The organism is Nocardiopsis chromatogenes YIM 90109 (assembly GCF_000341185.1).
Classification (GTDB): Bacteria; Actinomycetota; Actinomycetes; order Streptosporangiales; family Streptosporangiaceae; genus Nocardiopsis_A; species Nocardiopsis_A chromatogenes.
This window is the reverse complement of sequence record NZ_ANBH01000034.1, coordinates 97,498-111,047: the sequence shown is the minus strand read 5'-3', so window position 1 is coordinate 111,047 and position 13,550 is coordinate 97,498. Positions and strand designations below refer to the sequence as shown.

Below are 13,550 nucleotides of genomic sequence, written 5' to 3'. Positions count from 1 at the left end.
GGGGGGCGGCCGCCCCCCTGCCGTTCGAGACCCTCGCGGGCCGCGTGGGCCTCTCCCGCGCCGCCACACGCCTGCGGGTGCGGCGGATGCAGGAGACGGGGCGCCTGCGCGTCGTCGGCATCGTGCACCCGGCCGTGCGCGGGATCACCGCCCGCGCACAGCTGGCGGTCTCGGTCCGGGGCGCCACCGCCGCCGCGGTCGCCGCCGCGGTGGCCGAGCTGCCCGAGTGCCACCGGGCGGAGCTGGCCGCCGGGCGCGCCCCGGTGGTCGCCGAGGTCGCGGGGGGCGGCCTGGACCGGCTGACGGCCGTGGTGGACCGGGTGCGCCGGATGGAGGGGGTGGCGTGCGTCGAGACCGCCGTGTACACCCGGGTGCTCAAGGACCCCTACCTGGCGTCGGCCCCGCCGCCGGAGGCCGAGCCCGACCAGGTCGACCTGCGCCTGCTGGGGCTGCTGGAGCGGGACGGGCGGCTCTCCTTCGCCGAGCTGGCCGGGTATGTGGGGCTGTCCCCGGGGGCGGTGCGCAGCCGGGTGATGCGGCTGCTGGAGGGGCGCGCACTGCGGGTGACGGCGCTGCTGGACCCGGCCGCGGCCGGACAGGGGTGCCACGGGGGGTTCGCGCTCACGCTGGGACCGGGGGCCGAGAGGGTCGCCGCGACCGTCGCGTCCTGGGAGGAGACCCGGTTCCTGACCCGCTGCCTGGGCCGGAGCGACCTGGTGGGGGCGGTCGCGGTGGAGAACCCGGAGGCGGTGCGGGGGGTGCACGAGCGGCTCCGGCTGCTGCCCGGGGTCGAGCTGCGCGACACCTGGCTGCGGCTCGACCGGGTNGCCGGGGGGCGCCCGCCGCGAGCGGCGAAGGGCGGGTGCGGGGCGCGGCCGGAGGGGCTTCCGGAGGCGCCGCCGCGGCTGGCCGGACCCGGCCCTGCGGATCCCGGCACGTCGCCGCGGCCGTCCTCATCCGGCCAGGCGGGATCGGCACGCTTTCCGTCTCACGGGCCGGATGGGCCCGGAGGGGGCCGGGGTGCTGGGCGGGGCGGTGCGGGCGGCGTCCGGTAGCGTTGTGCGACGGCACAGGGAGGGCACAGGGGATGCCGGGGCCGAATGCGCGCCGGATTCGGAGCGCCGGAAGGGAGCGGGATCGCGGTTGTCCGTGCACGAGCGGCTGAGCGTGCCGATCGGACGTGTGGCTGAGGAATGGTCGACGCGCCCGGGATGCCGCCGCGTTCTCGCGGTCGCACACACCGTCACCGCGGTGACCCGGCTGATGGACGTCCTTCCGCTCTTCGAATCGGATTTCCGCGTGCAGGTGGTGTTCACCCGCGCCCGCACCTCGAATTTCCGGGAAGGCGTCACCGAGTACCTGTCGGACCTGGGCGTCGCGGTGGCCCCGTGGGAGCAGGCCGTCGGGGAGGAATTCGACCTCGCGGTGACCGCCAGCCTCGGCGATGATCTGCACCTGATCAAGGCCCCCGTGGTCACGGTCTCCCACGGTGCCGGATACAATAAGCTGGGGAAACCGGAAACCGGAAACCGGAAACCGGAAACCGGAAACCGGAAACCGGAAACCGATCCGCATTCGCACTCTGCGCCCGGTGTATTCGGCATATCCCGGGAGACGCTCGTCCGGGACGGCGTGCTCATCCCCTCGGCGCTCGTGCTCTCGCACGAGGAGCAGCGCGACCGCGTCGGGCGGTCCTGCCCCGAGGCCCTGCCCGCGGCCGTCGTCGCCGGGGACCCGACCTTCGACCGCATCCTGGCCGGACGCCGCTGGCGCGATGACTACCGCCGCGCGCTCGGCGCCGACGACGGCCGCCGCCTGGTCCTGCTCACCTCGACCTGGGGCCCCTCGTCACTGCTGGGGCGCCGCCCCGAGCTGATCCGCCGGGTCCTCCGGGAGCTCCCCCGCGACGAGTACCGGGTGGTCCTGGTGGCGCACCCGAACGCCTGGTACGGGCACGGCGTGTGGCAGATGCGCACCTGGCTGGCGTCCTGCGAGCGGGCGGGCCTGACCGTGCTCCCGCCGCGCGCGGGCTGGCAGGCCGCGCTGGCCGCCGCCGACCACGTCATCGGAGACCACGGTTCGGTCACCTTCTACGGCGCCGCCCTGGGCACGCACACCATGCTCGGGACGTTCCCGCACGACGAGCTGGACCCGGACTCCCCGGTCGGCGCGTTCGGCCGCAGCGCGCGCGTGCTCGACGACACCGCTTCGATCGAACGCCGGCTCCTCGACGACGCCGCCGCGCACCGCCCGGATCGCTTCGCCCCTGAGACGAGCCGACTGACCTCGCTGCCGGGCAGGTCCGGGGCGGCGCTGCGCGCGCTGTTCTACGGGCTCATGAACCTGGACGAGCCCGCGGTTCCGGCGCGGGTGACGCCTCCGGACATGCCGGAGCCCCTGGCGCTCGACTGGCCGCGGGCCGCGCGCGTCGGCCCCCTGCTGGTGGGGGCCGAGGGTGATACCTCAGAGGTACGGGTGCGCCGGTTCCCGGCGGAGATGTACCGGGCGCTGGGCGGCGGTCCCGGCCGGAGCCACCTGCTGGTCGACGCGTCCGAACCGGACGAGGCGTGGCGGGACAGCGCCGACGTGCTGATCCGGCGCGAGCCGACTGCGGGGGCGCGCGCCTGGTCGGAGGGGACGCTCGCGACGGAGACCGGCCTGCGCATGGCCGCGGCCCTCGATTCCGACGGCGCGGTGGTCGCCTCACTCATTCCCGGCAGCCCCCGAACGGCGGCGCAGGACCGTCCGCTGACCGTGCGTGTGCGCCTTCAGGACGCTACGGCGGGCACCCCGGTCGAGGCCGGTCTCGCCGCGCTGTGGCGTGCCGACGCGGACGGGTGCGACCTGTGGCGACCGCTGACGGTCAAACTGCACCTGGGTGAACGGACGGCGACCGTGCGGATCGAACCGGTCGACTGAGCCCCCGTGCCGCTTTCGGGAATCCGGCCCTCCACACGCCTCCACCAGACCGGGTTTCCGAAATCGACACGGGGTCGCGGTCCTACGAATCGACGTCTCCGTCCCGCAGCGCCTTGATGCGCTCATCCGCGCGGAGAAAGTCGACCCCGCGCCCCAGCTGCTCGTACATCCGCCGGGCCTCGTCCAGTTCCCGCAGTGCGTCGGGCTGACGGCCCTGGACGACGCGCAACTCCGCGCGCTGGGCGACCACGTCGGCGATGCGGCGCCGCGAATCGCACTCCCCGAACGCCTCCAGCGCCGCGGCCAAGCGGTCCTCCGCCGCGCCGTACTCCCCCTCGGCCGCGTCCAGCGCGGCCAGAGACATCAGGATCCGCCCCTCGTTGTACAGATCCCTGTCCGGAAGGGCGCGCACCTCGGCCCAGGCCGCCTCCAGCTCCCTTCTGGACCCGTCCGCCTCGCCCGCCCTGTGCAGGTAGCGCGCCAGCTTCTGGCGTTCGACCAGCACGGCGCGCATGTCGCCGCTCTTGTGGGCGAGGGCGAGCGACCGCTCCTGCTCCTCGCGGGCCCCGGCCACATCGCCCTTGGCCGCGAGCACCTCCGCCAGCATCTCCGAGGCGGTCGACATCAACAGGGCCTTGTCCTCCTGGGCGACCACGGCTCCGGCGTCGCCCGACGCCTCCTCCACCGCCCGGCGCGCCTGCCCATCGGCGTCGTCCAGCCTGTCGCGGTCGGTGTCGCTCATCTCCAGCAGCGCCCGGACGAGCTGCGCCCGCACCTTGGCCACCAGCAGGGGCGGGGCGAGCATGGGCCCCGCGTCCCACCGCGCCTTCTCCAAAACCGGCTCGTGTGTGGAGATGATGTCGTGGAAGAGGGAGTCCTTGAAGTACAGGGCCCACAGAACCTGGCAGAGCATCAGCCCCCGGGGCGAGCCCGGCCCGTCCTCCTCTGCGGCGAGGTACACCGCCTGCTCCAGGGCGAGCCGCTCCTCCCTGAGCCAGCGCTTCGCCTCCGCTTCCCGCGTGAACGACCGGGACTCGCTGCGCTCCTCCGCGATCAGGCGCCGTCCGGGCATCAGGACCAGGTGGGCGTCCAAGGCCAGGGAGTGACAGGCGGCGCAGTACCGCTGGACGAGCAGGTCGCGCCCGTGGTCACGGTCGAACCCCGCCCACCGCGCTTCGGCGATCTCGCGCAGGTCGGTGTGGAGGCGGAAGCGCGGGCCGTCCCCGCCGGCGTCGGCCTCGACCAGCCCGAGGTCCACCAGCGACCGCAGCCGGACGTCGGTATCCTCCCGGTCGAGCGCCAGCGCCAGCACCCTGCGCCCCACGGGCCGCCCGACCAGGGCGAGCAACCCCACGAGCATCCTGTCGGTCGGCCCCAGCGCCTCGTAGGCGGCGTCCACCGATTCCAACGCGTCCTCCTCGCCGGTGGCGACCGTGCGCCGGTGTTCGAGTGCGGCCCTGCGGACGCCGCGCATCGTGCGCCCGTGCCTGCCGAGAAGTTCCCTGCGCACCCCAAGGGAGGCGTCCGGCAGGCCGAGGGCGCTCAGCTCCATCCCCAGCAGAGTCAGCGCGTCCTTCTCGCTCAGAGGGCCGACCTGCACCGGGTGGACGTCCAACGTGCCGAAGTCGGGGTGGCGCAGGGTGTCGCCCCCGGCGCCGCCGACGACCACGACGACGCTCCCGCGCGCGCCCGGCATCAGCCGCTCGACGTCGCGCGCGCTGCGCGGGTTCTCCACGATCAGCGCGGTGGGCCCCTGGTCGCGCGTGATCGCCCGGAAGAGGGACGACGGGTCGGTGCCGAGCATCTCGTCCGGTACGCCCATGTCGCGCAACAGCTCCTGAAGGGCCCTGCGGACCGGGAGGAAGCCCAGGTTCACGGTCCTGGCGACACGCTCACGGCCCGAGGCGGGCCGCGCCAGCCAGTCGCCGCACATCAGGCGCGCTGTGGCGGTCAGGCCGCTCCCCGATTCGCCGTGCACGCGGAACACCGCCACCGGTGACGCATGGGGCCGCCACCCCTCCCACAGCTCCAGCGCGCGCTGCTCGGCCTCGGGGTGCCAGCCCTGGAACGGCGGTGCGGCGAGCGCCGTGTCCTGTCCGGGGCGGTACACGGCTCTGCGGCCCCGGTCGTCGACGACCTTCAGGTGGAATCCCCCGTGAATGGCGGCCGCCTGCACGACGGTCCCCGTCACGCCGACCGCGTTGTTCCACACGCCGCCTGCGAGCGCTCCGGTGCGGTCGGGGCTGTTGTCGTCGATCGGGGTCATCGAAACCTTCCTGGGGGGCGGCGGCCCGGCCGATGCCGGGAAACCCTATCCTCTCGGCCTTCCCGCGCCCGGCCGCGCCGCACCGCGGTGTCCCGTTCCGGCCGCGTCCGGTCCGGACCGCGCCCCGTCCGCGCCCGGCCGGAGCACCCCCTGCCCTGCCCGGACACCGGCCCGCCCACCCCGCTCTCCCCGCTCCGTGCGCCTCCGGCCGCCGCGTGGCACGATGGCCCCAGTCACTGGTCTAGACCGATGAGGAGCCTCCGTGCCTGCACTCCCCCTGGTCCCCCTCCCCGCCGAGACGCTGCCGGGCGACGCTGCGGGCGACAGCGCCGACGGCCTGGAGCTGGACGCCTCCACCCGCATCGACGCCGACCCCGAGGCCGCCGGGACCGAGGCGTGGCTCCGCACCGAGCTGGGCGCCGCCACCGGGCTGCCGCTGCCGCCCGGGCGCGGAGAGGACGCGCGGCTGCGGCTCACCGTCGACCCGGACGCCGGGCTGGGCCCCGAGGGCTACCGCCTCATCTCCGACGACGAGGGCGCCGTGGTCGTGGGCCACGACCCGGCCGGGGTGTTCTACGGCGCGCAGACCCTGCGCCAGCTCCTGCCGTCGGCCGCCTACCGCCGCTCGGCCCTGGGCGAGCGGGTCTGGCGGCTGCCGTCGGTGCGCATCACCGACCGCCCCCGGTTCGGCTGGCGCGGCTGCATGCTGGACGTGGCCCGGCACTTCATGCCCAAGCACGGGGTGCTGCGCTTCATCGACCTGATGGCCATGCACAAGCTGAACGTGCTGCACCTGCACCTGACCGACGACCAGGGCTGGCGGGTGGAGATCCGGCGCTACCCCAGACTCACCGAGGTGGGCGCGTGGCGCACGGAGAGCCAGGTCGGCGCGGGCACCCCCGCGGCCTTCGACGGGCGCCCGCACGGCGGCTACTACACCCGGGAGGACATCCGCGAGATCGTCTCCTATGCCGCCGCCCGCCACATCACCGTCGTGCCCGAGGTTGACGTGCCCGGCCACTCCCAGGCCGCCATCGCCGCCTACCCGGAGCTGGGCGAAGGGGAGCCGGTCGAGGTCGGCCGGGAGTGGGGGATCATCGAGACGGTCCTCAACACCACCGACGACACGATCGCGTTCTACCGCAACGTCTTCGACGAGATCATGGAGCTGTTCCCCAGCACCTACATCTGCGTGGGCGGGGACGAGTGCCCCAAGGTGCAGTGGCGCTCCAGCGAGACGGCGCAGGCCCGCATCGCCGAGGAGGGGCTCGGGGACGAGGACGGCCTGCAGAGCTGGTTCATCCGCCGCTTCGACTCCTACTTCGCGGCCAAGGGGCGGCGCCTGCTCGGATGGGACGAGATCCTGGAGGGCGGCCTCGCCGAGGGGGCGACGGTGCTGTCCTGGCGCGGGACCAAGGGCGGCATCGCCGCGGCCCGGGCCGGACACGACGTCGTCATGTGCCCCACCGCCACCTCCTACCTCGACTACCGCCAGTCGGACGGGCCGGACGAGCCGATCCCGGTGGGCACCCTGCTGACGGTCGCCGACGTCTACGGCTCCGAGCCGGTCCCGCCGGAGCTGGCCGAGCAGGGGGCCGAGCACGTCCTGGGGGCGCAGGTCAACATCTGGACCGAGCACATGGACTCGCCCAGGACCGTGGACTTCATGGCCTTCCCCCGCCTGACGGCCTTCGCCGAGGTGGCGTGGTCCTCGCACGAGCGCTCCTTCGAGGAGTTCCTCCCGCGTCTGAAGGCGCACCTGGAGCGCCTGGACGCCGTCGGCGTCGAGTACAGGCCGCTGGAGGGCCCGCACCCGTGGCAGCGCCGCCCGGGGGTGGAGGGCCGCNCGGGGGGGGGGGGGCCCCCCGCCGCTGACCGGGCACGGCGGCCCGGCCCCGTGCGGGGCCGGGCCGCGTCGGCCGATCGCTCCTGCGGCGGAGGGCCCGCCTCAGGCCGCCGCCCCGGCCGCCTCGGCGGCCTCGGCGGCCTCGGAGCGCTCGTACTCGCGGATCACCTGGCGGGCGATGTCCGGGTAGTCGGTGATGAGCCCGTCGACGCCCTTGTCCAGCGCCGTGCGCATGGCGTCGGCGTCGTTGACCGTGTAGGTCACCACGGCCATCCCCTCGTCGTGCACCGCGTCCACGTAGTCGGCGGTCAGGGTCTTGTGGCTCGGGTTGATCTGGTCCGCCCACTCGGCGTAGCCGTCGATCTCGCTCTCGGGGACCTGGCCGAGCAGCCCGTGCGGGATGGTCGGCAGCAGGTCGTGCGAGCGCTCCACCGACGCCCAGTCGAAGCTCTGGATGACCAGGCGGTGCTTGCCGCGCTTGCCGACCGGGACCAGCCAGGCGGGGTTGCGGGCCAGCGTTTCGGAGATGTCGGCCTCGATGCCGGGGTAGAGGACCGGCGCCTTGATCTCCAGGAGCAGGTTCAGGCCGTGCTTGCGCAGCCGGTCCAGGGCCTCCTGGAAGGTCGGCACCCTCTCCCCCTCGAAGGCGGGGGCGAACCAGGACCCGGCGTCCAGGCTGCGGATCTCCTCCAGGGTGAAGTCGGCGACGTCGTAGGAACCGCGCCCGGGGAAGACCTCCTCGGCGTCCGTGGTGCGCTCCAGCGTGGTGTCGTGGAAGACGACCAGCTCACCGTCCTTGGTGCGCTGCACGTCGATCTCGACGGTCGTCGCGCCGCGCACCTTGGCGGCGTCGATCGCGGCGAGAGTGTTCTCGGGCGCGTACCCCGAGGCGCCCCGGTGGGCGACGTCGAGGACCGACAGCGCCGCGGGGCCGCTCGCGGGGCCGAGCGGGGAGTAACGGAGTTCGGTGTCGTCTGCTGCCACGGCGGAACCCCCGCCCACCAAGGCGAGCGCCAGGGTGGCCGCGGTGAACCCGAGCCGTCGGATCATGACACTCCTTCTCATCGAGACCGGTTCTCACCGACCGTTCAAGACTCGACTCGGACGGTTACCTCCGGGTGACCTCGAAGCGAGGCGCCCATGCCGCCCCTGGGAACACCCCGGCGGGAGACGGAGCGAAATCTCGACACGATGCACTCCTTGTGACCGTTTCACTACGTCGTGTGCGACTTTTGATGGTGATGGCATTTTGCACCACGCTACGTGCCATCAATACCACGCTAGGTAGTCAAACGAGAGGTCGAAACATGCGCAAGCACCAGAAGCGGTGGATAGCGCTGGCAGGGGGGACCGCCGTCTGTCTGGCCGGGTTCGGTCTGCTGGGCGGCGCGTCGGCCGCCGCCGACGACGAGGGGCTGCGCTGGCCGGTTATCCAGCAGCGCGCCTCGACCTACGCCATCGACGGATTCGAGATCGGGTACCTGCCGCCGGAGCTGGAGCGGTACGGGATCAGCGCCGAATCGGCGACGGGCAAGAAGGGCGAGCGGGCCTCGCACATCGCGTGGGTGCAGGGGCCCGACTCCACCTACGGCAAGGTCGCGATCCTGAGGGACGCCGACCTGACCTCGCTCGACGTGCTGCGCAGCCGGCGCTACGACCACCTTGAGGACGCGTCCCTGGAGCGGGTGGAGGCCGAGTCCGAGCGGCAGGAGGCCTACGTCTCCGAGGCCACGGGCGACTACTTCTTCCTCCAGGAGGAGGGCGTCGCGGTCGCCGCCTACCTGCAGCCCGAGAAGTGGGACGCCGAGGAGCTGGCCAAGTTCGCCACCTCGGTCCGGCCGCAGGCCGCGGAGGTGTCGGAGGCCGCGAGCGAGCCCGGCGAGGAGGCGCCGCAGGAAGAGGCGCCGGAGGAGGAGGCGCCGCAGGAGGACCCTGCGCCCGAGGACCCGGCAGCGGAGGACCCGGCCGAGGCCCAGCCGGGCGAGGAGGCGCCCGCGGAGGAGCCGGAGCCCGAGACCCCGCAGGATGCCGGGGAGCCCGCGGCCGAGGAGCCCGCCGCCGAGGCCCCTGCGGAGGAGGCCCCCGGGGAACAGCCCGCCGAGGACGCCGAGGGCGAGGGCACCGAGCCCGCCGGAGACGGCGACGGGGCCGCCCCGGAGACCGGTGACGAGGCCGCCGGGACCGGCGCCGAGGACGCGGACGGCTCCGAGGCGGCCGCGGACGACGCCGCTCAGCAGGACACCGAGGGCACCGAAGAGGGCGCCGCCGAGGACGCGGACGGTTCCGAGGAGCCCGCCGCCGACGAGGACGCCGCGGCGCAGGAGGAGGGCGCCGAGGCCGCGACCGACGGGGAGACCGTGGGCATCCGCCTTCCCCAAGGGGCGACCGCCGTCGATGTCCGGACCTGCCTGGCCGAGGAGATCACCGGCGGCGAGCTGGACGGGGAGATGCGGGAGACCGCCCGGGACGCCGAGAAGTTCACCGAGTTCTGGGGCGAGACCGCCATCGCCGACCGCAGGACCGCGGTGGACGCCTGCATCCAGCGGCTGAAGGCCGACGAGTGGTGGTACGAGGAAGGCGCCGAGAAGGGTGAGGATGCGACCGCGCGCTACGCGGGCGCGTGGCACCAGGCACCGTGGACCCTGCCCGCCCAGCGCATGGGCGACTGAGCAGGTGGTGCGCGCGGCCGTCTCGCACGACCGACCCGCACCGGGGGCGCCGCCGTGCTCGCACGGCGGCGCCCTGGGCGTTCCGGAGGCGGGGCGGTCCCTGCCCTGGCTTGCGCCCGGCGGGCCCCCGGCCGTCCCGGCCGCGCACACCGCCGACGGCACCGCGGCGAGAAGGGCCCGCCTCCGCCGCCGCCTCCTCGTGCTCGGACGGCCCTCCCGACGCCTGCCCGGCGCCCTACTCCTGCGTCGCCGGGGCCACGGTCCCCTCGGCCTCGCCCAGGCCGATGAAGCCGCCTCCCAGGCCGGGTGCCGTGGCGGTCACCGACACGCGGTCCCCGTCCTCCAGGAACGCCCGTTCCGTACCGTCCGGCAGGACCAGCGGATGCTCTCCTCCCCCGCCCAGCTCCAACAGGCTTCCGCGTTCCTCCCGGGCGGGGCCCGCGCCCGACACCGTCCCCGTCGACACCAGGTCGCCGGTCTCCAGCGCCGTCCCGTCGGCCGTCAGCTGCGCCACCATCTGGTCCGGGGTCCAGTACGCCCCGCCCAGTCGCGGCCGGGCCACCGTCTGGCCGTTCACCCTCAGCTCGAACGCCACCTCCAGCCCCCAGTCCGCGATGCTGCGCAGGTGGGGCAGCGGCGGGGTGCGGTCCCGGGCCGGAATGCGGGCCGCCCCTAGGGCGTCCAGCGGCACCACCCACGGCGAGACCGACGTGGCGACCGCCCGGCCGGGCAGGGGCCCCGGCGGCTCGTCCTCGGCGGGCAGGTCGCGGGCGGACCAGGCGGCGATCAGGACGGCGCCGAACACGTGCTCCGCGAAGTCGACCACCGCAATCCGGCTGCCCGGCGTGTTCGGTGAGCCCACCACGAACGCCAGCTCGGCGCCCACGTCCAGGCGCCTGCTCGGGCCGAGGTCGTCCTCGGTCGGCCGGGCCGCGCTCCCGGAAGGCCCCGTGTCCCCGGCGGTGCCGGTGGGCCCCGGTGTACCGGCGGCCCCGGACTCGGACTCGGAAGGAAGCCACGCACTTCCCAGGGCACCGGCGTCACGGCCTTCCCCGCCCCCGTTCAGCGCCCCTGAGGCGGTCCCGTTCCGGGCGGGGCGGGCGGCCCGCCGCCCCCTCGGCCGCGGTACCGGGCCACCCGGATCGGTCACCGACGCGGGTCGTCCCCCGCCGCCCAGCGGCCGGTCCTCCCAGGGCCCCGAAAGGACGTCCTCTCCGGGGGCCAGAATCCGCGCCGCGTTGCTCGCGTACTCCAGCGAGCACAGATAGCCCGTATGCGCGCGCGGTGCGACCGGGGCGGCCATCTCCACCCGCTCCAACGGGATCAGGTGCGGTTCGGCCTGTGCCCGCCCCGCCTCGTCGGCCAGCATCCCGCTGATGCGCGCGCGCACCGAGCGCCAGGCGATCGGCCCCATCGCCATGAACGGCACCAGCGACGGCCGGGCGAATTCGGGCGCCCTCAGCAGCGGCGCGAGGTCGAGCACCATGCCGCCGATGCGCGCCCCGACCCTGGCGGCCCCGCCCGCGCGTTCGCGGAACACCCCGTAGGGCAGGTTGTCCGCGCCGTATCCGGCCTCGTCGGCACCGGACACCCACGTCGTCCTCGTCCCGTTCGTCCGATCCGTGTCCACGGTCACGCGACCCCCTCCCCCACCGTTCCCATCAGTCCCAAGCGCTCGACGTCGCGCGGCGGCTCGCCGGTGCTGCGCGCGCCCATCCCGGTGAACACCCGGCGCGTGCGCACGGCGGTCCTCCACCCCACCGCCGCGAACCGGGCCGCGATCAGTTCCTCATCATTGGTGCGCAGCACCTCGCGCACCTCCCCCGAGCCCGCGCCCTCCACCGCCGCCGCCGTGGCCAGCAGGACGTTGAGGTAGCCGTGGCGGACGGGAAGCCCGCCGACCGCCGGGGCCGACACCGCCCGGTGCTGCCCGGCGGCGACGCGGAACGGCACGTCCCAGAACACGCACTCGCCGATGGTGTCGGCCAGCTCGGTGACGCCGGGCGGCGGGCAGGCGCGCGTTCCGTGGCAGCGGATGCGCACCCCCAGCGGGCGGGCGCCGCTCAGCGCCGCGACCGACTCCACGCGGCGCGAGCCGCGCGGCATCTCGAAGTAGACCGTCCGGAGCCGGAAGGAGCCGCCGACCCTTGCGAGGAGCGCCGCCCGGCGCACCTCCTCCGGCAGCGCCCAGGTCTCCACGTGCACCACCCGCACGCCGGGGAACCCGGCGACGTCCACGGGCACGGCCCCTCCGTCGCCGTCCAGCACCACCCCCACGTCCAAGGGGGTCTCCGGTCGGCTCGGCGGGGGCGGCACCGGGCGGCCGCGGTCGGGGCCGGTCCCGCGCCCTGTCGCCGGAACCGGATCCGCCTCCAGTTCACGGTCGACCTCGCCCTGCACCGTGCCGTCCAAGGCGGCCTCCGCGGAGGCGCCGTCGCCGCGGCAGGTGCGCCGGGCCAGCTCGGGCAGCAGCCCGGACGGGCACAGGAGCCTGCGGCTGAGCAGGGGATGCGCCATGATGCGGTCGGTGCGGTTGCGCTGCAGCGCCTGGAAGAGCGGCAGCGGCGCGGGCGGCAGGAGGCCCGCGTCGTCGACCAGCCCGTGCAGCAGGATCGCCCCCGGCGGGTCCGTGTAGCCGCTGCCCGGCATCAGCGGGCCCAGCTCCAGGCGTAGGCGGGGTCCTCCGAGGCACGCCCCGCGGGTCCGATGTCCAGCGGCCGGAAGGTGTCGACCATGACGGCGGTCTCGGTGGTGGACGGCGCCCCGAGCGCCGCCTCGACCGCGCCCGGCTGGGGGCCGTGGGTGAACCCGGCCGGGTGCAGGGAGACCGACCCGATGCCGATGCCCGACCCCTTGCGCGCGGCGTAGTCCCCCGCGACGTAGTACATGAACTCGTCGGAGTCGACGTTGTGGTGGTTGTAGGGGATGGGCACCGCGTCCTCGTGGAAGTCCAGCGGGCGCGGGCAGAACGAGCACACCACGAAGTTGGGCCCCTCGAACGTCTGGTGCACCGGCGGCGGTGCGTGCGTCTTCTTCACGATCGGCTCGAAGTCCTCGATGTTGAAGGCGAAGGGGTACAGGCAGCCGTCCCACCCGACGACGTCGAAGGGGTGGTGGGCGAAGGTCATCCTGCTGAGCCCGGCCCGGGTGCGGACCAGGACGGGCGTGGCGGTCCGGCCCTCGGGCCCCTCGGCGGTGAACGGCTCGGTCGGCCCGCGCAGGTCCCGTTCGCAGTAGGGCGCGTGCTCCAGGAACTGCCCGAAGGAGGACAGGTAGCGGCGCGGCGGCCGGATGTGCCCCGACGCCTCGATGACGAGGGCCCGCACGCGGCCGTGCGGGACCCAGCGGTGGATGGTCCCGGTGGGCACGGTGATGTAGTCGCCCTCGCGCCCTTCGATCACGCCATAGGTCGACTCGAAGCGCGCGCTGCCCGACTGCAGGTAGACCGTCTCGTCCCCGACCGAGTTCCGGTAGAGCCCGCTCTCCTCCTCCACCGCCGCGTAGGACAGGTGCACGTCGCCGTTTCCGGCCAGCAGCTGCCGCCCGGTGACCAGGTCGCCCTTGACCGGAAGCTCGCCTGTGCGGAAGTGGCGCGGGGCCAGGGGAAGGTTGGGCCGGGCCTCGCCCGGCGCGCGCAGGTCTTCGGCGGGTTCGGAGTTCAGGATGGCCGTGGGCAGGTACCGGTGGTAGAGCAGCGAGGAATCCGAGGAGAAGCCCTCCTCCCCCATGAGCTCTTCGGCGTAGATGCCCCCGTCCGGTCGGCGGAAGACGGTGTGCCGCTTGCGGGGAAGCTCTCCGACCGCTCTGTAGAAGGGCATCTCGCCGTCCTTTCCGGGGGCCGTCCGCCCCC

At 74.5% G+C, this 13,550-nt stretch carries 8 protein-coding genes and 1 pseudogene; 4 read left to right on the top strand and 5 right to left on the bottom strand.

Annotation, left to right across the window (positions count from 1 at the left end; genetic code table 11):
* The first annotated feature begins 86 nt into the window (after positions 1-86).
* Together D476_RS31960 and D476_RS31955 are read left to right on the top strand one after the other, a co-directional pair.
* A complete protein-coding gene (locus tag D476_RS31960; RefSeq protein ID WP_449289391.1) occupies positions 87-1,055 on the top strand; it encodes an Lrp/AsnC family transcriptional regulator in 969 nt (322 codons plus the stop codon).
* Between the two features lie 196 nt (positions 1,056-1,251).
* Positions 1,252-2,919, top strand: coding sequence for a hypothetical protein (locus D476_RS31955; RefSeq protein WP_152529200.1), 1,668 nt, complete (start codon positions 1,252-1,254; stop codon positions 2,917-2,919).
* Between the two features lie 82 nt (positions 2,920-3,001).
* Here the strand turns inward: D476_RS31955 and D476_RS0103430 are convergent, their stop codons facing one another.
* Positions 3,002-5,185, bottom strand: a complete 2,184-nt coding sequence (locus tag D476_RS0103430; RefSeq protein WP_026123193.1) for a hypothetical protein — start codon at positions 5,183-5,185, stop codon at positions 3,002-3,004.
* A 262-nt stretch (positions 5,186-5,447) separates the two neighbouring features.
* Here D476_RS0103430 and D476_RS31950 point away from each other — a divergent pair.
* A pseudogene (locus D476_RS31950) lies at positions 5,448-7,028 on the top strand (beta-N-acetylhexosaminidase); the annotation flags it as partial.
* A 105-nt stretch (positions 7,029-7,133) separates the two neighbouring features.
* Here D476_RS31950 and D476_RS35985 read toward each other — a convergent pair.
* A complete protein-coding gene (locus tag D476_RS35985; protein WP_083939398.1) occupies positions 7,134-8,081 on the bottom strand; it encodes a glycerophosphodiester phosphodiesterase in 948 nt (315 codons plus the stop codon).
* Between the two features lie 257 nt (positions 8,082-8,338).
* On the opposite strand from D476_RS35985, the gene D476_RS0103420 reads away from it, so the two are divergent.
* Complete coding sequence (locus D476_RS0103420) at positions 8,339-9,700, top strand: hypothetical protein (protein ID WP_239648586.1); 1,362 nt, start codon at positions 8,339-8,341, stop codon at positions 9,698-9,700.
* 235 nt (positions 9,701-9,935) lie between these two features.
* Here D476_RS0103420 and D476_RS0103415 read toward each other — a convergent pair whose 3' ends face one another.
* From D476_RS0103415 to D476_RS0103405, 3 genes are read right to left on the bottom strand one after another with little or no spacing between them, the layout of a single operon-like run.
* Entirely contained in the window at positions 9,936-11,291 is a 1,356-nt protein-coding gene (locus D476_RS0103415) for a fumarylacetoacetate hydrolase family protein (RefSeq protein WP_017622581.1), read from the bottom strand.
* Positions 11,292-11,332: 41 nt separating this feature from the next.
* The gene (locus tag D476_RS37850) at positions 11,333-12,349 is read right to left on the bottom strand and encodes a hypothetical protein (protein ID WP_017622580.1); all 1,017 of its coding nucleotides are present in this window, start codon (positions 12,347-12,349) and stop codon (positions 11,333-11,335) included.
* On the bottom strand, positions 12,349-13,518 hold the full coding sequence (locus D476_RS0103405; protein ID WP_017622579.1) for a homogentisate 1,2-dioxygenase: 1,170 nt from the start codon (positions 13,516-13,518) through the stop codon (positions 12,349-12,351). The genes D476_RS37850 and D476_RS0103405 overlap by 1 nt, the downstream gene beginning before the upstream one ends.
* Positions 13,519-13,550 lie beyond the last annotated feature (32 nt).

What these genes read in the sequence shown, in the direction of transcription:
- D476_RS0103430 (WP_026123193.1), bottom strand. Translation starts at nt 5,185, where the DNA reads ATGACCCCGATCGACGACAACAGCCCCGACCGCACCGGAGCGCTCGCA.
- D476_RS35985 (WP_083939398.1), bottom strand. Translation starts at nt 8,081, where the DNA reads ATGATCCGACGGCTCGGGTTCACCGCGGCCACCCTGGCGCTCGCCTTG.
- D476_RS0103420 (WP_239648586.1), top strand. Translation starts at nt 8,339, where the DNA reads ATGCGCAAGCACCAGAAGCGGTGGATAGCGCTGGCAGGGGGGACCGCC.
- D476_RS37850 (WP_017622580.1), bottom strand. Translation starts at nt 12,349, where the DNA reads ATGCCGGGCAGCGGCTACACGGACCCGCCGGGGGCGATCCTGCTGCAC.
- D476_RS0103405 (WP_017622579.1), bottom strand. Translation starts at nt 13,518, where the DNA reads ATGCCCTTCTACAGAGCGGTCGGAGAGCTTCCCCGCAAGCGGCACACC.